This is a genomic window from Modestobacter lapidis, from assembly GCF_054780755.1.
This window is the reverse complement of the sequence record NZ_BAAGVS010000006.1, coordinates 16451-35007: the sequence shown is the minus strand read 5'-3', so window position 1 is coordinate 35007 and position 18557 is coordinate 16451. Positions and strand designations below refer to the sequence as shown.

The 18557-nt window shown below is 74.1% G+C and carries 15 protein-coding genes and 1 pseudogene; 9 read left to right on the top strand and 7 right to left on the bottom strand.

The window, feature by feature from the left end:
• Window positions 1-112: 112 nt before the first annotated feature.
• A pseudogene (locus tag ACYVG5_RS09420) lies at window positions 113-1012 on the top strand (glycosyltransferase 87 family protein); the annotation flags it as partial.
• A 264-nt stretch (window positions 1013-1276) separates the two neighbouring features.
• On the opposite strand, the gene ACYVG5_RS09415 reads toward ACYVG5_RS09420, so the two are convergent.
• Window positions 1277-2701, bottom strand: a complete 1425-nt coding sequence (locus ACYVG5_RS09415) for a phospholipid carrier-dependent glycosyltransferase (protein ID WP_222048318.1) — start codon at window positions 2699-2701, stop codon at window positions 1277-1279.
• A 4-nt stretch (window positions 2702-2705) separates the two neighbouring features.
• Window positions 2706-2975: a hypothetical protein gene (locus ACYVG5_RS09410; RefSeq protein ID WP_222048316.1), complete on the bottom strand. Its 270-nt coding sequence runs from the start codon at window positions 2973-2975 to the stop codon at window positions 2706-2708.
• A gap of 157 nt (window positions 2976-3132) precedes the next feature.
• On the opposite strand from ACYVG5_RS09410, the gene ACYVG5_RS09405 reads away from it, so the two are divergent.
• From ACYVG5_RS09405 to ACYVG5_RS09395, 3 genes are all read left to right on the top strand, one after another.
• On the top strand, window positions 3133-3909 hold the full coding sequence (locus ACYVG5_RS09405) for a polyprenol monophosphomannose synthase (RefSeq protein ID WP_222048314.1): 777 nt from the start codon (window positions 3133-3135) through the stop codon (window positions 3907-3909).
• 13 nt (window positions 3910-3922) lie between these two features.
• Window positions 3923-4792, top strand: coding sequence for an alpha/beta fold hydrolase (locus ACYVG5_RS09400; RefSeq protein WP_222048312.1), 870 nt, complete (start codon window positions 3923-3925; stop codon window positions 4790-4792).
• A 62-nt stretch (window positions 4793-4854) separates the two neighbouring features.
• Window positions 4855-5202, top strand: coding sequence for a DUF4190 domain-containing protein (locus ACYVG5_RS09395; protein ID WP_222048311.1), 348 nt, complete (start codon window positions 4855-4857; stop codon window positions 5200-5202).
• 19 nt (window positions 5203-5221) lie between these two features.
• Here ACYVG5_RS09395 and ACYVG5_RS09390 read toward each other — a convergent pair whose 3' ends face one another.
• Genes ACYVG5_RS09390 through ACYVG5_RS09380 form a run of 3 tightly spaced genes read right to left on the bottom strand, consistent with a single transcriptional unit; the run spans window position 5222 to window position 9161 of the window.
• Window positions 5222-5635 carry a type II toxin-antitoxin system VapC family toxin gene (locus ACYVG5_RS09390; RefSeq protein WP_222048310.1) on the bottom strand — a complete coding sequence of 138 codons (414 nt, stop codon included), beginning with the start codon at window positions 5633-5635 and terminating at the stop codon, window positions 5222-5224.
• The gene (locus ACYVG5_RS09385; RefSeq protein WP_222048309.1) at window positions 5632-5868 is read right to left on the bottom strand and encodes an AbrB/MazE/SpoVT family DNA-binding domain-containing protein; all 237 of its coding nucleotides are present in this window, start codon (window positions 5866-5868) and stop codon (window positions 5632-5634) included. The genes ACYVG5_RS09390 and ACYVG5_RS09385 overlap by 4 nt, the downstream gene beginning before the upstream one ends.
• Window positions 5869-5903: 35 nt before the next feature.
• Complete coding sequence (locus ACYVG5_RS09380) at window positions 5904-9161, bottom strand: DEAD/DEAH box helicase (RefSeq protein WP_222048308.1); 3258 nt, start codon at window positions 9159-9161, stop codon at window positions 5904-5906.
• A 76-nt stretch (window positions 9162-9237) separates the two neighbouring features.
• On the opposite strand from ACYVG5_RS09380, the gene pgm reads away from it, so the two are divergent.
• Window positions 9238-10872: a phosphoglucomutase (alpha-D-glucose-1,6-bisphosphate-dependent) gene (pgm, locus tag ACYVG5_RS09375; RefSeq protein ID WP_222048306.1), complete on the top strand. Its 1635-nt coding sequence runs from the start codon at window positions 9238-9240 to the stop codon at window positions 10870-10872.
• A 51-nt stretch (window positions 10873-10923) separates the two neighbouring features.
• Here pgm and ACYVG5_RS09370 read toward each other — a convergent pair whose 3' ends face one another.
• Window positions 10924-11790 carry a DUF559 domain-containing protein gene (locus ACYVG5_RS09370; RefSeq protein WP_222048304.1) on the bottom strand — a complete coding sequence of 289 codons (867 nt, stop codon included), beginning with the start codon at window positions 11788-11790 and terminating at the stop codon, window positions 10924-10926.
• Between the two features lie 98 nt (window positions 11791-11888).
• Entirely contained in the window at window positions 11889-13421 is a 1533-nt protein-coding gene (glpK, locus tag ACYVG5_RS09365; RefSeq protein WP_222048302.1) for a glycerol kinase GlpK, read from the bottom strand.
• A 73-nt stretch (window positions 13422-13494) separates the two neighbouring features.
• Here glpK and ACYVG5_RS09360 point away from each other — a divergent pair, with 73 nt between their 5' ends.
• The 4 genes from ACYVG5_RS09360 (at window position 13495) to ACYVG5_RS09345 (ending at window position 18528) form a co-directional block, all read left to right on the top strand.
• On the top strand, window positions 13495-15225 hold the full coding sequence (locus tag ACYVG5_RS09360; RefSeq protein WP_222048300.1) for a glycerol-3-phosphate dehydrogenase/oxidase: 1731 nt from the start codon (window positions 13495-13497) through the stop codon (window positions 15223-15225).
• Between the two features lie 170 nt (window positions 15226-15395).
• Window positions 15396-16034 carry a TetR/AcrR family transcriptional regulator gene (locus tag ACYVG5_RS09355; protein WP_246630210.1) on the top strand — a complete coding sequence of 213 codons (639 nt, stop codon included), beginning with the start codon at window positions 15396-15398 and terminating at the stop codon, window positions 16032-16034.
• Window position 16035: 1 nt separating this feature from the next.
• Window positions 16036-18276, top strand: coding sequence for an MMPL family transporter (locus ACYVG5_RS09350; protein ID WP_222048296.1), 2241 nt, complete (start codon window positions 16036-16038; stop codon window positions 18274-18276).
• 42 nt (window positions 18277-18318) lie between these two features.
• Entirely contained in the window at window positions 18319-18528 is a 210-nt protein-coding gene (locus ACYVG5_RS09345) for a hypothetical protein (protein WP_222048294.1), read from the top strand.
• Window positions 18529-18557 lie beyond the last annotated feature (29 nt).

The following is an 18557-nucleotide window of genomic DNA, read 5'->3' as shown; positions in this document are numbered from 1 at the left end:
GACCGGCGGGCAGTGGTCCGGGTGCGGCGGCGTGGGGGCACCGGGCGACGGTACGGCCGGGTGCCGACGGTCCGGCGTCGCCCACCGGCGTGTCCCGGGGACACTGCTGACCATGACCGGCCACGTCGCACGCCTCGGCCACCGGGCGGTGGTCGGTCTCTGTCTGGTGGTCCTGGCGGTCGGCTGGTGGGCCAAGGCCCGCTGCCTGGACATCGGGGCCTGGGCCGCGGGGCTGCAGTACTCCCAGTACTGCTACAACGACGTGGCGCCGTTGTGGTTCGGGCGCGGTCTCGACGACGGTGCCGGGCCGTACGGTGCGGACCCCCTCGAGTACCCGCCCGTGCTCGCCGTCCGGATCTGGCTGCCCGCGGCCGTGGCGCACCTGCTGTCCGACGACCCGACGATGCTGCTCTTCTTCGTCACGAACGGCCTGCTGGTCGTGGTGGAGGTCCTCGTCACCCTCGCGTTGCTGCGGCGGCTGGGCCTGCCCCCGGCCCGGCTGCTGTGGTGGGCCGCAGCACCACCGCTGTTCCTCTACGCCTTCTACAACTGGGACACCCTGCCGATCGCGCTGCTGGTGGGGGCGCTGCTGCTGCACCGGCGGGGGCACCACACGGCCTCCGGCGCGCTCGCCGGACTGGGCGCGGCGGCGAAGGTGTTCCCCGGCCTGCTCGTGCCCCTGGTGGTGCTGGCCCTGCTCGCCCAGCGGCGGCCGCGGGCCGCGCTGCTGCACGGGGCCGCCGCGCTGCTCGTCTTCGTCGGGGTGCAGGTGGTGGCGTACCTGGCGGCGCCGCAGGGCTGGGACCGGTTCTACGAGCTGAGCAGCGCCCGCGGCATGCACGTCGACAGCCTCTGGTACCTGCTCGCGGAGCTGGGTGGGCCGGACCTGTCGCCGTCCGCGCTGAGTGCGGCGAGCCTGACGGTGTTCGCCGTCGGTGCGACGGCAACCGTCGCCCTCGGCGTCCGCCGCCGACGCCCCGAGGACTGGTGGCAGCTGCTGCTGCCCGTGCTGGTGGTCTTCCTGCTGGCCAACAAGGTCTACTCGCCGCAGTACACGCTGTGGCTGCTGCCGCTGATGGCGCTGGTCCTCCCCCGGGTGGCGCCGTTCCTCGCGGTGGTGGCGGCCGACGTGCTGGTGCACGCGGTGGAGTTCCCGGTCCTGGGCGGCCGGGCCGGCTTCGGCGACGGACTCCCCTACCCGGTGCTCGGGGCCGCGGTCGCGCTGCGGGCAGCGGTCCTGGTGTGGGTGGCGGTGGAGGTGCTCCGTCGGCCGCCCTCACCGCCAGGAGGACAGCCAAAAGCGCAGGTCGAGCGCGTCGGAGTCGATCGGCAGACCCAGCCAGATCGGCGCGAAGAAGGCGAAGGCCGCGGTGGACAGCGCGAGCAGCGCGCCGCCGAGCAGCCGCGGTCGTCGGCTGTGCTGGACGGCCCGCACGAGCCCTAGGGCCAGGAAGGGCACCACCGGGACCATGTAGAAGAAGTAGCCGGGCTTGCCGGCGGCCAGCCACGGTGCCCACAGCAGGGCCAGCGGAACCAGGATGGTCGCGGCGATCCCGTCGCGGCGGGCGACGGCCCGCCAGAGCAGCACCGGATAGGCGACCAGGGCCGGCCACCAGAGCGCGGGGCTGCCCAGCAGAACGATCCGGGCGCGCGTCCCCGGCGGGACCTGGCACCCGCCCTCCTCCTGCTGGGCGGTGGTGCAGCTCTCGGCGTAGGCGAGCACCGGCCGTTCGAGCCACGGCCAGCCCAGGGGGTCGGAGCGGTACGGATGGGTGGCCTCGAGCCGCTGGTGGTAGCCGACCAGGTCGACCTGGCTGTCCCACCAGGTGCCCAGCCGTTCGGCCGGGGAGGCCGCGCAGACCCCGTCACCACACGCGGCCGCACCGGCAGAGCTCTCGGCGTAGTTGGCGAACCACCCCGCGAAGCTCGCGAGGTAGACGGCTGCGGGGAGGACCAACAGGCTCAGCGCCGCGCCCCCGGCGACGGCGAGCCCCCGCTGCACGGTCCGGCGCACCCCCTCGCCCCGGGCGGACAGCTCGGTGCCGAGCACCAGCAACCCCGCGGCGCCGATGGCCAGCAACCCGGACCACTTCGTCGCGACGGCCAGCCCGAGCGCCAACCCGGCCAGCCAGCGGTACCGGGAACCGAGCAGCGACCGGCGCAGCGGCTCCCCGGCTCCCCGGGCCCGGCGGCGCGCGTCCCGGTCGAGCAGCACCAGCCAGAAGGCCGCCATGACGAACAGCCCGAGGAAGGCGTCGAGCATGGCGATGCGGCTGGAGGTGACGGCCAGGCCATCCAGGGCGACCAGCAGTGCGGCGAGGGCGGCGGCCCAGCGGTGGCGGAACAGCCGCAGGGCGCTGAGGTGGACCAGCAGCACGGTCAGCGACCCGGCCAGCGCGACCCCGATCCGCCAGCCGAACGGATCGGAGCCGAAGATCCAGATGCCCAGGGCGATGATCCACTTGCCCAGCGGCGGATGGGCCGGCCGGTCCTCCTCGACGCCCCGGCTCAGGTACTCCAGGGCGTCCGGCACGTAGTAGCGCTCGTCGAAGTACAGCCGGTCCGGGTCGCCGAGGTCCCACAACCGCAGGGCGGCGGCCAGGCAGAACACGGCGAGGGGGGCCACCCACGTCGACAGCGGGCGGCGCCCGGAGGCGCCGCCCGCTGTCGACTGCTCCACCGGCGGTGCGGCGGTGCTCACCGGGTCAGTTGTTGCCCTCAGTGGGCTCGAACTCGGTCTCGGTCTCGGTCTCGACGACCTCGGTCTCGGTCTCGACGACCTCTTCCTCGGTCTCGGTCTCGGTGGGCGCGAGCGTCTCGGTGACCTCGGTCTCCACCTCCTCCGTCTCGGTGACCTCCTCGGTGACCTGCACGGTGCCGTCGTCGTCCTCGTTCTCACCGGCGCAGGCACCCAGGCCCAGGGCGATCAGGGCGGAGGCGGAGGCGGCGGCGACGCCACGGGCGATTCGGTTCATGGTCTTCCCCTGTCGTGGACATTGCGGTCGCCCACCCGGTGTCCCGGGTCACCACCGCCTACACGGGAACGCACGTCTCGATTCCATGACGGAACTGCTCGCAAGACGGCAACGTCACCGCAGTGTCAGGCGGTCGGTACCGGGGCACCGATCGACGGTGCCCCCACCCACCGTGTGCGTCTGCATCCCCACGTACCAGGAGCGGGACAGCCTCCCCCGCACCCTCGCCGGAGTCCTGCGGGAGGTCCCCGACGCCCACGTCCTGGTCATCGACGACAACAGCCCGGACGGCACCGGCGAGCTCGCCGACCAGCTGGCCGCCGACGACACCCGCATGCACGTCCTGCATCGCCCCGGGAAGCAGGGCCTCGGGCCCGCGTACGTGGCGGGATTCCGCTGGGCCCTCGAGCAGGGGTTCCCGGTCATCGCGCAGATGGACGCCGACGGCTCCCACCGGCCGGCGGACCTGCCCCGGCTCATTGCCGCTCTGGACGACGCCGGCACCGACGCCGTCCTCGGATCCCGGTGGGTCCCGGGCGGCGCCGTCCGGAACTGGCCGCGCCACCGGGAACTGCTCAGCCGTGCGGCCAACCGGTACGTGCGGGCCCTGCTGCGGCTGCCCCTGGGGGACGCGACGGGCGGCTTCCGTGCCTTCCGGCGGCGGGCGCTGGAGACGGTCGAGCTGGGGTCGGTGCAGTGCCAGGGCTACTGTTTCCAGATCGACGTCGCCCGTCAGCTGTGCGGCCGCGGGTTGCACGTGGCCGAGGTGCCGATCGTGTTCGTCGACCGGGAACTCGGTCAGAGCAAGATGACCGGACGCATCGTGCGGGAGGCCCTGGTACGCGTCACCGGCTGGTGGCTGGCCTCGCTCCGGCCGGCGCGCCACCGGGTGCGGCTGCCCGTCGCCGGCGTCCTCCCGGGTCGCTCGGTCTGATGGGATCGGGCCCATGACCGAGGCGATCCGGCTGCATGCCCGCACCATCGGCGATGCGGGCCCCCGGGTGGTCTTCGTCCACGGGCTGTTCGGCCAGGGCAAGAACTGGGCGACGATCGCCCGCCGGCTGGCCGAGGAGGGCCGGCGGGTGACCCTGCTCGACCTCCCCAACCACGGGCACTCGCCGTGGACCGACCGGGTCGACTACGTGGACATGGCCGAGCTGGTGGCCGCCGAGCTCGCGTCCTTCGGGCAGCCGGCCACGCTGGTCGGGCACTCGATGGGCGGGAAGGTGGCCATGCAGCTGGCGCTGCGCCGGCCCGAGGTGCTGCGGGCGCTCGTCGTCGTCGACATCGCCCCCACCGACTACCCCGAGACCGGTGGCCGCACCGACGACCCCGACGAGGAGGCCTCTCCCTTCGCGGCGTTCATCGCCGCCATGCAGCAGATCGACCTCACCGGACTGGACAGCCGGGAGGACGCCGACCGCGCGCTGGCGGCCGCCGTCCCGAGCGACATGGTGCGCGGCTTCCTGCTGCAGAGCCTGGTCCGGGAGGGCACCGGTGCCGGCGGCGGCTGGCGCTGGCGGCTGAACCTCGCGACCCTGGCCCGCGACCTCGGCGAGCTGCGCCGCTTCCCCGACCCCCCGCCCGGCGCCACGTTCGACGGGCCGGTGCTGTGGGTGGCCGGTGCCGGCTCCAGCTACGTGCTCGACCGCGACCGGCCCCGGATGGACGAGCTGTTCCCGGCCACCCGGCTGGTGCGGATCAAGCACGCCGGGCACTGGGTGCACTCCGAGCAGCCGGAGGTGTTCCTGGAGACGGTGCGGCTCTTCCTCGACGCAGTCGAGCAACGGCATGGCCTGCAGCAGGTCGAGCCCTGAGCCTCACCCGACCGGAGTGGCGCTGCTGGTTGCGCGGGCGGCGGCCTCATAGTGTGCTGCTCATGACGCAGAGCGACGGCCAGCAGTACCCGGGCGGCCAGGGCCCGGCCTCGTACGGCCAGCCCTACGGGCCGCCGCCGGCGTACGGGCAGCCGCCGCCCTACGGCTACCCGTACGCGCCGCCGCAGCGCACCAACGGGCTCGCCATCGCCTCGTTGGTCCTGGGCATCGTCTGGCTGTTCTGGATCGGCAGCATCCTCGCGCTGGTGTTCGGCTACGTCGCGAAGAAGCAGATCCGCGAGCGGGGCGACGCCGGCGGCGGCATGGCGACCGCGGGCATCGTGCTCGGCTGGGTGGGCGTTGGCTTCCTCGCCCTCAGGTTCCTGCTGGCGATCGCCGTCAGCGTCTAGCTCTCCGTCGGCCGCGAGCTCATCCGGCGATCGCGACCCGGACGCCGACCGCCTCGTAGGTCACCTTGGCCCGGGCATCGCGAGTGGCCAGCTCGCACCCGTGCTCCGCTGCGGCCAGCGCAACCAGCGCGTCGTAGACGGCCCCGCCCGCGATTCCCAGGCCGCTGAGCACCTGGGGAAGTCGCCCAGCGGTCTCTGGACCCAGGACGAGGGCCGGGCCGAACCGCTCGTCGAGCAGGCGGGCGGCGTCGGCGGGTGCCAACCGGAGATCTCCGGGCAGTCGGGTGAGAACCGAGTACGTCTCGGCCAGCGCGTGGCCCGGGAGCGCGATGTTCCGGCCCGCCCACCAGCGGACGACCGCGTCGTGCGCCCCATGGGTCTGCACGAGCAGCGGTACGGCGACGCTGGTGTCCAGGGCGACGGGGGCGCTCACCGCCGGCCGGAGTCGATGAGCCCGAAGACGGTGTCGTCATCGATCCGGGTCTCGCCGGTTGCGACGAGCGCGCCGGACTCCTCGACGAGCCGGGCCGTGCGTCCGGTGGGCACCAGCTGCAGTCCGGCGCCGTAGCGGGAGATGTCCACCGTGGACCCGGGCCGCAGACCCAGCGCCTCCCGGAGGGGCTTGGGCAGCACGATCCGACCGACCGAATCGACGGTGATCTCCACTGGGGCGACGCTACCAGTCGTTTCCCAGTAAGCGGTCAGCTGAACAGGCCGCGGACGTCGTCGGCGGTCAGCGCGCCGGACGCGAGCGCCCCGCCGTCGACGACGCGGGAGAACAACGCCTGCTTGCGGGCCTTGAGCTCCATCACCTTCTCCTCGATGGTGCCGACCGCCACCAGCCGGTAGACGATCACCGTCTTGTCCTGGCCGATCCGGTGCGCCCGGTCGACGGCCTGCGCCTCGCTCGCCGGGTTCCACCACGGGTCGAGCACGAAGACGTAGTCGGCCTCGGTGAGCGTCAGCCCGAAGCCACCGGCCTTGAGGCTGATCAGGAACACCGGGGCCGTTCCGGTGCGGAACTCCTCGATCCGGGCGTCCCGGTCCCGCGTCCGGCCGTCCAGGTACACCCAGGCCAGGCCCTCGGCGTCCAGCCGGTCGCGGATGGTGCGCAGGAACCGGGTGAACTGGCTGAACACCAGCACCCGGTGCCCCTCGGCGACGACCTCGCGCAGCTGCTCCAGGAACGCGTCGGCCTTGCTGGCGGGGACGTCGGCGTAGGCCGGGTCGACCAGTGCCGGGTCCAGGCTCAGCTGCCGCAGCAGGGTCAGCGACCGGAAGATGGTCATCCGGTTCTTCTGCATGTCCTCGACCAGGCCGAGGACCTTGCTCCGCTCCCGCTGCAGGTGGGTCTGGTACAGCTTCTCGTGCCGCGGGTGGAGCACCACCTCGAGCACCTGCTCCTGCTTGGCCGGCAGGTCCGCGGCGACCAGCTCCTTGGTGCGCCGGAGCACCAGCGGGCGGATCCGCCGGCGCAGCACGGCCAGCCGTTCGGCGTCCCCGTCCCGCTCGATCGGGATCCGGTAGGACTCGGTGAACCGCTGCGGGTCGGGGAACAGCCCGGGCGCGACGATCGACATCAGCGCCCAGAGGTCCATCACGCTGTTCTCCAGCGGGGTCCCGGTCAGTGCCAGCTTGACCGGCGCCTCCAGCCGGCGCGCGCACTGGTAGGTGCGGGCCTGGTGGTTCTTCACGAACTGCGCCTCGTCCAGCACCAGCCCGGCCCAGGGCAGTGCGGTCCACGACTCGGCGTCGATCCGGAACAGCGCGTACGAGGTCAGGACGACGTGCGCGCCGGCCACCTGGACGGCCACCGGCGTGCCGCGCCGCCGTTCGGTCTCGGTCACCGCGACCACCCGCAGCCCGGGGGCGAACCGCGCGGCCTCCCGGGTCCAGGTGGAGACCACGCTGGTCGGCGCCACGACCAGCACCGGGGCCGCGTCCAGCTCGCCGGCCTCGTGCGCCCGGCACAGCAGGGCCAGGGTCTGCAGCGTCTTGCCCAGCCCCATGTCGTCGGCGAGCACCCCGCCCAGCCGGTGGTCCCACAGGAACGCCAGCCAGCCGTAGCCCTCCCGCTGGTAGGGGCGCAGGTCGGCGGTCAGCCCGGCCGGTACCGGCGGCGGTTCGGCGTGCTTGGCGTCGATCAGCCCGCGCACCTCGCGGGTCCAGCGCGCGCTCTGCTCCTCGATCACGCCCAGGCCGAGCAGCTGCTCCCACAGCCCGGCGGAGAAGCGGCTGACCTGCACGCCGTCCCCGGGCAGGTCCCGCAGCTCCCGGGCCTCCTCGATCAGCAGCCGCAGCTGCTCGAACTCCGGCCGCTGCAGGGAGAACCAGGTGCCGCTGATCAGCACCAGCCGGGTGCGCCCGGCGGCCAGCGCGGAGAAGAGGGTGCTGAACGGCACGTGCTGGCCGTCCATGGTCACGGTGACCCCGAGGTCGAACCAGTCGGACTCCGGGGTGTCCCGGGCGGTGAAGCTGATCTGCGGCGCCGAGGTGGTCTGCCGGTACGCCGTCGGGGTGCCCACCACGATGACGTCGACGTCCGGGTCGGCGCGCAGGGCCGGGAGCACCTCGGTGGTGAACTCCAGCGCCTCCATGCCGGTCAGCTCGGCGCGCTCGGCCAGCCGGCGCTCCGGCGTCCAGAGTTCCGGCAGCCCGCCGACCGGGCCGGGCAGCGCCTCGACCAGCAGCTGCTCCGCGGCCGGATCGCGACCGTCGCCCGGGCCGGCCGGCGCGCCCGGAGGGAACGACCGGTCGGGGCCGTAGCGCACCGACCAGGTCACGCAGACCCCGCCGTCCCCGGGGTAGCGGACCTCGGCGGCCAGCCGGGGCGGGGGGACGTCGGGCAGCTCCATCGACCCGTCGGCCGAGATCACCGGCACCGCCTGCGCCAGCCCCGGGTACCAGTCGCGCAGGAACCGGTCGACGTCCCCGGCCGGGATGCCGATCGCCCCGCCGCGGGCCACCAGGCCGGCCAGCGCCGGCGGCGCCGGGGAGTCCAGGCGGGCGAGCACCAGCGCGGGCCCAGTGTCGGCGGCCCCGTCCACGGTGACCCCGTGCGGGGGCATGCCGAGGAAGCCGATCCGCGCGGGATCGACCGGCCGCCCGTCCACCCGCAGCACGGCGGACAGGTCGGTGCGGTCGCCGGCCCGGCGGAGATCGACGGCCACGTCCGCCGGGGTCTCCGCGAGCACCACCGGCCGGGGCGGCCGGTCGGCCGTCACCAGCGGGACGCCGTCGCTCACCGCCTCAGCCAGCAGCCGCCACAGCCCCGGACCGAACTCGTGCAGGTACACGTCGACCGGGGCGTAGGAGTAGTACTGGTTGCGCGCGGCCTGGTGGGTCGCGTACAGCGCGCGCATCGCGGCCACGTGCGCCGGGTTCCAGTCGGAGCGGCTGCTGTCGTACTGCAGCTGCCGCCAGGACACCCCGGTGCGCACCCACTGCCCCCGCTTGCCCGGCACCACCGGCCGCAGCCGCACCAGCCGCTGCCGGGTGCCCGGGGTGGCGACCGAGTTCCGCCCCCGCCCGGGCTCCGGGGCGACCAGCTCGAACTGCAGCCCGATCGGCACCGCGGTGCCCGGCATCCGGTCGGCGGCCGCGGCCACCAGCTCCGCCAGCTGCTGCTCCCACGTGCCGGCTCCCGCACCGCCCGGTGCGCGCTGGATGGCCGACCGCAACGACAGCAGGACGGCCACGGCGTGCTTGCAGTCGTCACCCACCGGGCACGTGCACGCACCGGCCCAGCCCACCCGGCCGCCGTCGGTGCGCACGACGGTCGTCCGGTAGGGCTCGGGGGCGGCTCCCTGCACCAGGCCGGTGAGCCGGCGTGCGTCGTCGGCCTGCCGGACGTCGAGCACGCTCCGCGCCACGTACGGCTGGGCCCGGCGGAGGACCTCCGGCCCGACGGCGTCGGTCAACGCCGCGTCGGTGACCATCTCCCGCCAGTCGCCGAGCACCCGGTCAGGCTACGGCCGGGCACCGACACGGTGGCCCGGGTCGCGCGGCCGGGCGGTGCGGGGTCAGGATCAGGCCATGAGCGACCCCCGGGCCGGACAGCCCGCCCAGCCCAGCGACCTGGTCGACGTCCCGCACCTGGTGACGGCCTACTACGCCGTCGAGCCCGACATCGAGGACCCGGCCCAGCAGGTCGCGTTCGGCACGTCGGGGCACCGGGGCTCCTCGCTGGACGGCGCGTTCAACGAGGCGCACATCCTCGCGACGACGCAGGCCATCTGCGAGTACCGGGCCGGTCAGGGGTACGACGGCCCGCTGTTCCTCGGCCGGGACACCCACGGGCTCAGCGAGCCGGCCTGGGTCAGCGCGCTGGAGGTGCTGGCCGCCAACGACGTGACCGTGCTGGTCGACTCCGCCGACCGGTTCACGCCCACGCCGGCGGTCAGCCACGCCATCCTCACCGCCAACCGGGGAAAGGCCGGCGGGCCGGCCGACGGCATCGTCGTCACCCCGTCGCACAACCCGCCCCGGGACGGCGGCTTCAAGTACAACCCGCCGTCGGGCGGCCCGGCCGACACCGACGCGACCGGCTGGATCGCCCGCCGCGCCAACGAGCTGCTCGCCGCCGGGCTGGACGGCGTCCGGCGCATCCCGTTCGCTCGCGCCCGGGCGGCGGCGCAGTCCTACGACTTCCTCGGCAGCTACGTCGACGACCTGCCCACCGTGCTCGACCTGGACGCGATCCGCGGGGCCGGCGTCCGGATCGGGGCCGACCCGCTGGGCGGCGCCAGTGTCGACTACTGGGGGGCGATCGCCGAACGGCATCGGCTCGACCTCACTGTGGTGAACCCGCTGGTCGACCCCACCTGGCGGTTCATGACGCTGGACTGGGACGGAAAGATCCGGATGGACTGCTCCTCGCCGTCGGCGATGGCGTCCCTCATCGGCGCCAAGGACGACTACCAGATCGCCACCGGCAACGACGCCGACGCCGACCGGCACGGCATCGTCACCCCCGACGGCGGGTTGATGAATCCCAACCACTTCCTGGCGGTGGCGATCTCCTACCTGTTCAGCCACCGGCCGGAGTGGGCCGCGGACACCGCGGTGGGCAAGACGCTGGTGTCCTCGTCGCTGATCGATCGGGTGGTCACCGACCTCGGGCGCCGGCTGGTCGAGGTGCCGGTCGGGTTCAAGTGGTTCGTGCCCGGTCTGCTCGACGGGTCGGTCGGCTTCGGCGGGGAGGAGTCCGCCGGTGCGTCGTTCCTGCGCCGCGACGGCAGCGTGTGGACGACGGACAAGGACGGCCTGCTGCTTGCCCTGCTGGCCGCCGAGATCCAGGCCGTCACCGGGCGTTCGCCGTCCCAGCTGCACGCCGAGCTGACCACCCGGTTCGGCCCGTCGGCCTACGCCCGGATCGACGCGGCGGCCAGCCGGGAGGAGAAGGCGAGGCTGGGCAAGCTCGCGCCCGAGGCGGTCACCGCCACCGAGCTGGCCGGGGAGCCGATCACCGCCAAGCTCACCCGGGCGCCCGGCAACGACGCCGCCATCGGCGGGCTGAAGGTCACCACGGAGAACGCCTGGTTCGCCGCCCGGCCCTCGGGCACCGAGGACGTCTACAAGATTTACGCGGAGTCCTTCCGCGGCCCCGACCACCTCGCGCAGGTGCAGGAGGAGGCCAAGGCCGTCGTCTCCGCCGCCCTCGGCGCCTGACCGCCGGCCTCCACCAAAATGGCCATTTTGGTGGAGGCGGGGGAGGTGGAATCAGGCCGCCAGCAGGGCAGCGCGGACGCGGGCGACCACGCCGTCCAGGTCACGGAGATCGGACGCGGCCAGGCGGATGATCCGCCAGCCGACGGCGCGCAAGCGCGCGTAGCGGGCGTCGTCCCGGACGATCTGGTCGGCGTCGAAGTGGTACGCGCCCTCGTACTCCACCGCCAGCCGCGCCTCGGGGAAGCCGAGGTCCACCCGGGCGAGCTCAACACCTTCGTGGCGGACCTCGAACTGGGGAATCGGGCCGAGCCCGGCCAGCACGAGGGCGACCCGGACACGGGACTCCGGGGCGGACTCGGCACGCGGGTCGACGAGCGGGATGGCGCGCCGCACCTTGGTGATGCCCCAGTGGCCGGTGCCGCGTTCGGCCATCGCGACGAGCTGCTGCTGGGTCACGCACTCGGCACGGACCATGGCGTCCAGCGCCGCCACCGCCGTGCCCAGCGACTCCAGGGCGGCGACGTCCCACGCCGTCCGGACGGCCGTGGTGACCGGGACGTCGTCGACCAGGTCGATGTCGGAGGGGCGTAGGTCGCTGCGGTGCACCCGGACCTCGCGCGGTCCCTTCCATTCGACGTCCGCCGGTCGGACGACGGTCACCGGGTCGCGGACCCCGGCGAAGGGGGCGCCGTGCCAGGCGGCCGCCGAGTGGCCGCCGATGGCCGCGCCCTTCGGTAGCAGTAGTGCGACGCCGCGACACCGCAGCTGGTGGTCGAACGGGAGCGCTGGATCGGCATAGACGCCCTGCACCAGGCGCCGGTAGCCGAGCGTGCGGAGCTGCTCTCGACTCAGCCGGCCCTCGGCGATGGCGTGGCTGCCGATGAAGACCCCGCTGAGGTGACGATCGCGTCGCTGCACCCGCACAGCGTGGCCCGGTGAACGGCGAGGCCCAGCCGTCGTCCACAGCCCTGACTTGTTCCGCCAAAACGGCCATTTTGGCGGAACAGGGGGCGCGATCAGCGGGTGTCGTCGTCCACCCAGTCCAGGCTCTTGGTCACCGCTTTCTGCCAGAGACGGTAGGTCCGGTCCCGCTCCGCGGCCGACATCGCCGGCTCCCAGCGGCGGTCCTCGGCCCACAGCGCGGTCAGCTCGTCCAGCCCCGACCAGAATCCGACGGCGAGCCCGGCGGCGTAGGCGGCACCCAGTGCCGTGGTCTCGGCGATCCGCGGCCGGATCACCGGCACGTCGAGCAGGTCGGCCTGGAACTGCATGAGCAGCTCGTTGCCGACCATCCCGCCGTCGACGCGCAACTCGGTCAGGGCGGCGGATCCCTGGGAGGCGGCGATGTCGGCGTTCATCGCGTCCAGCACCTCGCGGGTCTGGAAGGCGGTCGCCTCCAGGACGGCGCGCGCCAGATGACCCTTGGTGACGAACCGGGTCAGGCCCACGACGGCGCCGCGGGCGTCGGCCCGCCAGTGCGGGGCGAACAGCCCGGAGAACGCCGGGACGACGTAGGCGCCGCCGTTGTCCTCCACCGAGCGGGCCAGCGGCTCGATCTCGGCGGCGGAGGAGATCAGGCCCAGGTTGTCCCGCACCCACTGGACCAGCGACCCGGTGACGGCGATCGACCCCTCCAGCGCGTACACCGGCCGGGCGTCACCGAGCTGGTAGCACAGCGTGGTGAGCAGGCCGTGCTGCGAGGGGACGGCGTCCTCCCCGGTGTTGAGCAGCATGAAGTTGCCCGTGCCGTAGGTGTTCTTGGCCATCCCCCGGGAGAAGCAGACCTGCCCGAACGTGGCCGCCTGCTGGTCGCCCAGCGACCCGGCGATCGGGACCCCGGCCAGGAAGCCCGCACGCCGTCCGCGGCCGTACTCCTCCGAGTTCGACCGGATCTCCGGCAGCATCGAGGCCGGGATGCCCATCTCCTCGGCGATGGCGAGATCCCACTGCAACGTCCGGTAGTCCATCAGCATCGTGCGCGAGGCGTTGGTGACGTCGGTGAGGTGCCGGCCGCCGTCGGGTCCGCCGGTCATGTTCCAGATCAGCCAGGAGTCGACGGTGCCCATCAGCAGCTCGCCGCGGCCGGCCCGCTCCCGGACGCCGTCGACGTTGTCCAGGATCCAGCGGACCTTCGGCCCGGCGAAGTAGGTGGCCAGCGGCAGCCCGACGGTGTCGGAGTACCGGTCGGCGCCGCCGCCCAGCGCGCCGAGCTCGTCGCAGATCCGCCCGGTCCGGGTGTCCTGCCAGACGATCGCGTTGTACACCGGCTCCCCGGTGCGGTGGTCCCAGACGACGGTGGTCTCGCGCTGGTTGGTGAGGCCGACGGCGACGACGTCCGCCGTCGCGACGTTCCCGCGGGCGAGCGCCTGGCCGACCACCTCCCGGGTGTTCGCCCACAGCTCGCGCGGATCGTGCTCGACCCAGCCGGCGCGCGGGAACACCTGCCGGTGCTCCTTCTGGCCGACCGCCACCACCGAGCCGGCGGCGTCGAGCAGCATGCAGCGGGTGCTGGTGGTGCCCTGATCGATGGCGGCGACAAGTTCCGTCACAGCGGTTTTCCTCTCGGTCGGCCGGGTGGCGCCGGGCCTGGGATGGTGAAGCCAACCACGAGGAGGAGCCCCGATGACCGCAGTTCCGCCGTTGGGCCCCGAGCAGCGCGCGCGGGCCTGGGCCGAGCTGGCCGCGGGCGACTTCGAGGTGCTGGTCGTCGGCGGCGGCGTCACCGGTGCCGGGGTGGCACTGGACGCGGCGACCCGGGGGCTGCGGACGGCGCTGGTCGAGGCGCGCGACTTCGCCAGCGGCACGTCGTCCCGGTCGTCCAAGCTCTTCCACGGCGGGCTGCGCTACCTGGAGCAGTTCGACCTCGGCCTGGTCCGCGAGGCGCTGCACGAACGCGACCTGAGCGTGAACCGGATCGCCCCGCACCTGGTGAAGCCGGTGCCCTTCCTCTACCCGCTCACCCACCGGGTCTGGGAGCGGCCCTACGTCGCCGCCGGGCTGGCGCTCTACGACGGCCTCGCCCGGCTCGGCGCGCTGGCCGAGCCGATGCCCCGGCAGAAGCACCTCACCCGCACCGGCGCCCGGCAGCTGTTCCCCGCGCTGCGCCCCGACGCGCTGGTCGGCGCCGTCCGGTACTACGACGCGCAGGCCGACGACGCCCGGCACACCCTGACCGTCGTCCGCACCGCCGCGCACTACGGCGCCACCGTGCTCAACTCCGCCGAGGTGGTGGGCTTCACCAGGGCCGGCGGCCGGGTCGTCGGGGCCCGGGTGCGCGACGTGGAGACCGGCGCGGAGGTCGACGTCCGCAGCGAGGTCGTGGTCAACGCGACCGGCGTCTGGACCGACGACCTGCAGACGCTGCTCGGTGGCCGGGGCCGGTTCCACGTGCGGGCCAGCAAGGGCGTGCACGTGGTGGTGCCGCGCGACCGGATCAACGGCGAGGCCGGGCTCATCCTGCGCACCGAGAAGTCGGTGCTCTTCGTCATCCCGTGGGGCGCGCACTGGATCATCGGGACGACGGACACCGAGTGGTCGCTGGACAAGGCGCACCCGGCGGCCAGCCGGGCCGACATCGACTACGTCCTCGACCACGTCAACGCGGTGCTCAACGTGCCGCTGACCGCCGAGGACATCACCGGCGTCTACGCCGGGTTGCGCCCCCTGCTGGCCGGGGAGGACGAGGAGACCAGCCAGCTCTCCCGGGAGCACGCGGTGGCCCGGCCCATGCCGGGGGTCATCGCCGTCGCCGGCGGCAAGTACACGACCTACCGGCCGATGGCCGCCGACGCGGTGGACGCCGTCGCCGCGGACGTGACCCGCCGGGTGCCGGCCAGCGTCACCGAGAACGTGCCGCTGGTCGGCGCCGAGGGGTACGCGGCGATGGTCAACCAGCTCGAGCTGCTGGCGCAGCGGTGGGGCATCGCCCGGTTCCGCGCCGAGCACCTGCTCAACCGGTTCGGCTCGCTCGCCCCCGACGTGCTCGCGCTGGCCGGCGAGAACCGGGACCTGCTGCAGCCGGTTCCCGGTGCCGAGGGGTACCTGATGGTCGAGATGGTGTGGGCGGCCGGGCACGAGGCCGCGCTGCACCTGGACGACCTGCTCGCCCGGCGCACCCGGATCTCCATCGAGACCGACCACCGCGGGGTGGAATCGGCCGGGCCGGTGGCCCGCGCGGTGGCCGGCATCCTGGGGTGGGACGAGGAGCGGGTCGCCGGCGAGGTGGCCGGCTACACCGCCCGGGTCGACGCCGAGCGCCGCTCGCAGGCCGCGGCCGACGACCAGGAGGCCGACGCGGCCCGGGTCGCGGCCCCCGACATCCGGGCCGTCGCGGTGGGGCGCGCGCTCCGTTGAACTGTCGCCCTCCGGGCTCCGACCGCGGTCAGGTGCCAGCCGGCCGGCGTTGAGCCGTTCCGCGCTCCTCCTCGGCGAGCCTCCGGCCCCCCTCGTCCGATCGCACAACGCTGCCGCGTCGGATTTCCAATACATCCGTGCATCCAATACAGTGCTGCATCGTGACCGGCATGGAGCGGCCCAAGCGGCGCCGCGAGGTCACCGTCGAGCGCCTGCTGGACGCCGCGCTGGACACCTTCGCCGAGCAGGGGTTCGCGGCGGCCAGCGTCGAGGACGTGTGCAGCCGCGGCGGCTTCACCCGGGGCGCCTTCTACTCCAGCTTCCGGACCAAGGACGAGCTGTTCGCCGCCCTGTTCCGGCGCGAGCTCGGCCGGGAGATGACCCGGGTGGAGCAGCTGCTCGCCGGCCTGGCCGACGAGCCCGACCCGGTGACCGCGGCGGTCGACCGCTGCCTCAGCGCCTTCCGCACCGACCGCACCTGGACCCTCGTGGCGACCGAGTACGCCCTGCACGCCGCCCGCCACCCGGACGCCGCCGAGTTGCTCCAGCGCCACCGGGAGGAGCTCTACACCCAGGTCACCGGCCTGATCGAGCGCGCCGCCGCGGGGGCCGGGGTGCGGCTCGCCGTCCCGGCCGGCCAGCTCGCCCGCACCATCGCCGCCCTGCACGACGGGGTCAGCCTGCTGACCCTCTCCCAGCCCTGCACCCCCGAGATCGAACGGCCGGCGCTCCTGCTGCTGCTGCGCGGCGCGGTCGCCGCCCCCGAGTCGTCTGCCCGCCCCGCCACCCCCAGTGAGTCGGAGAACTGAGATGTCCACCCTGCTCTACCGGCTCGGCCGCGCCTGCTTCCGGCGGCGCGGCCTCGTCTCCGCCACGTGGCTCGTCGTGCTGGCCGCCGTGGTGACCCTGATGGTCACCGTCGGCGGCCAGTTCGACGACGAGTTCACCATCCCCGGCTCCGAGTCCCAGATCGCCCTGGACCGGCTGCGCGAGGCATCCCCCGCCGCCGCGGGCGCCAGCGCCCAGCTGGTCTTCGTCGCTCCCGAGGGGGAGGCGGTCACCGCTCCGCAGTACGCCCGGGCGATCACCGAGACGGTGGCCGCGGCCGGCGAGGTCGACTCGGTCGGCGCCGTCCTCGACCCCTTCCAGAGCCAGGCGATCAGCGCCGACGGCCGGGCCGCCCTGGCCAGCGTGCAGTACGAGACCGAGGCCATCGGCCTGGCCGAGGACGCCCTGGAGCAGCTCCAGGCGTCGACGGCGGCGGCCCAGGACGCCGGCCTGCGGGTCGAGGTGGGCGGCAACGCCTTCGCCACGACCGCGGTGACCATCGGCCCGATGGAGTTCATCGGCGTCGGCGTCGCGGTGCTGGTCCTGGTGCTGACCTTCGGCTCGCTGCTGGCCGCCGGGATGAACCTGCTGACCGCCGTGGTGGGCATCGGCGTCGGCCTGGGCGGTCTGCTCGCCGTCTCCGGGGCGATCACGCTGTCCTCGACCGCGCCCACGCTGGCGCTGATGATCGGCCTGGCGGTCGGCATCGACTACGCGCTGTTCATCCTGTCCCGGCACCGGTCGCAGCTGGTCGAGGGCATGGACCCGGCGGAGTCCGCGGGGCGGGCCACCGGCACGGCCGGCTCCGCGGTGGTCTTCGCCGGGCTGACCGTGGTGATCGCGCTGGCCGGGCTGTCGGTGGTCGGCATCCCCTTCCTCACCGTCATGGGCCTGGGCGCCGCGGGCACCGTGCTGGTCGCGGTCCTCGTCGCGCTGACCCTGCTGCCCGCCCTGATGGGCTTCGCCGGACGCCGGCTGCGCCCGCCGGCGCACTCGAAGGCCGCCCGTCGCGAGGAGGCGTTGGCCGAGCACGCCGGCGCCCCCGCGCGCACCGGCGGCGCCCGGTGGGGCCAGTTCGTCACCCGCCGCCCCGGGCTGGTGGTCGCGGTGACCGTGCTCGGGCTGCTGGTGATGTCGATCCCGGCGCTGCAGCTGCGGCTGGCGCTGCCGGACAACGGCACCGCGGCACCGGAGACGGCCGAGCGACAGGCCTACGACGCGGTCAGCGAGTTCTTCGGCCCGGGGCTCAACGGCCCGCTGCTCGTGCTGCTCGACGGGCTGGAGCCGGCGACGGCCCAGCAGTCCGCCGGTGCGGTGGCGGCCGCCATCGGCGGCACGCCGACCGGTCAGCCGGGCGAGTTCACCGGCGGGCTGGACGACGTGGCCTACGCCGCCCCGCAGCTGCTGCCGGACGGGACGACGGCGATCGTCCAGGTGGTGCCGGCCAGCGGCCCCCAGGAGGAGGCGACCAGCGCACTGGTCGGCGACATCCGCGACCTGGCCCCCGAGCTCGAGACGCAGATCGGCGCCGACATCGCGGTGACCGGCCAGACCGCGGTGGCGATCGACGTCTCCGACCGGCTGGCCGACGCGCTGCTGCCCTTCGCGCTGGTCGTCGTCGGGCTGGCCCTGATCCTGCTGCTGCTGGTCTTCCGCTCGATCCTGGTGCCGCTCAAGGCCGCGCTGGGCTTCCTGCTCTCGGTGGGCGCCTCGTTCGGCGCCGTCGTCGCGGTGTTCCAGTGGGGCTGGCTGTCCGGGCTCCTCGGGGTGCCGACCACCGGCCCGGTGATCAGCTTCATGCCGATCATCCTGATGGCCGTGCTGTTCGGCCTGGCCATGGACTACGAGGTCTTCCTGGTGTCCCGGATGCGCGAGGAGTACGTGCACGGCGGGGCGCCGACGGCATCGGTCGTGGCCGGCATGCGGCACGCCGCCCGGGTCGTCGTCGCCGCCGCGTTGATCATGTTCTCGGTGTTCGCCAGCTTCGTGACCATCGACGACGTCATCGTCAAGGCGATCGCCTTCGGCCTGGCCTTCGGCGTGCTGATCGACGCATTCGTCGTCCGGATGACGCTGGTGCCCGCGGTGCTCGCGCTGGTGGGCCGGTCGGCCTGGTGGCTGCCGCGCTGGCTGGACCGGGCGCTGCCCGACCTGGACGTCGAGGGGGCCCGGCTGACCGAGCGGGCCGCGACCGAACGGGCGCCGGAGCCGGTCGCCGGCTGAGCGGCCGGCGCGGAACCGGCCCCGGTCGGGCAGGCTGGGGGCATGCCGAACATGGTGGGGCTCCGAGTGGGCGGGGATGCGGCCGGGCCGGGGCGCGGTCCGCTGCACGCGGTGGAGGCCGACGCCGGGCGGGCCGCCCAGGCCGGGCACCAGGACGTGCAGGCGCTGTGCGGGGAGTGGGTGCAGGTCGTCGGCGCCGAGGAGGTGCCCGATGACACCGGGCTCTGCCCGGCCTGCCGGTACGGCGTCTGAGTGCGCCCGTTCCACGTGGAACGGGCGGC

What these genes read in the sequence shown, in the direction of transcription:
- ACYVG5_RS09355 (WP_246630210.1), top strand. Translation starts at nt 15,396, where the DNA reads ATGGAGCGGCCCAAGCGGCGCCGCGAGGTCACCGTCGAGCGCCTGCTG.
- ACYVG5_RS09360 (WP_222048300.1), top strand. Translation starts at nt 13,495, where the DNA reads ATGACCGCAGTTCCGCCGTTGGGCCCCGAGCAGCGCGCGCGGGCCTGG.
- ACYVG5_RS09400 (WP_222048312.1), top strand. Translation starts at nt 3,923, where the DNA reads ATGACCGAGGCGATCCGGCTGCATGCCCGCACCATCGGCGATGCGGGC.
- ACYVG5_RS09410 (WP_222048316.1), bottom strand. Translation starts at nt 2,975, where the DNA reads ATGAACCGAATCGCCCGTGGCGTCGCCGCCGCCTCCGCCTCCGCCCTG.
- ACYVG5_RS09345 (WP_222048294.1), top strand. Translation starts at nt 18,319, where the DNA reads ATGCCGAACATGGTGGGGCTCCGAGTGGGCGGGGATGCGGCCGGGCCG.
- ACYVG5_RS09395 (WP_222048311.1), top strand. Translation starts at nt 4,855, where the DNA reads ATGACGCAGAGCGACGGCCAGCAGTACCCGGGCGGCCAGGGCCCGGCC.
- ACYVG5_RS09350 (WP_222048296.1), top strand. Translation starts at nt 16,036, where the DNA reads ATGTCCACCCTGCTCTACCGGCTCGGCCGCGCCTGCTTCCGGCGGCGC.
- pgm (WP_222048306.1), top strand. Translation starts at nt 9,238, where the DNA reads ATGAGCGACCCCCGGGCCGGACAGCCCGCCCAGCCCAGCGACCTGGTC.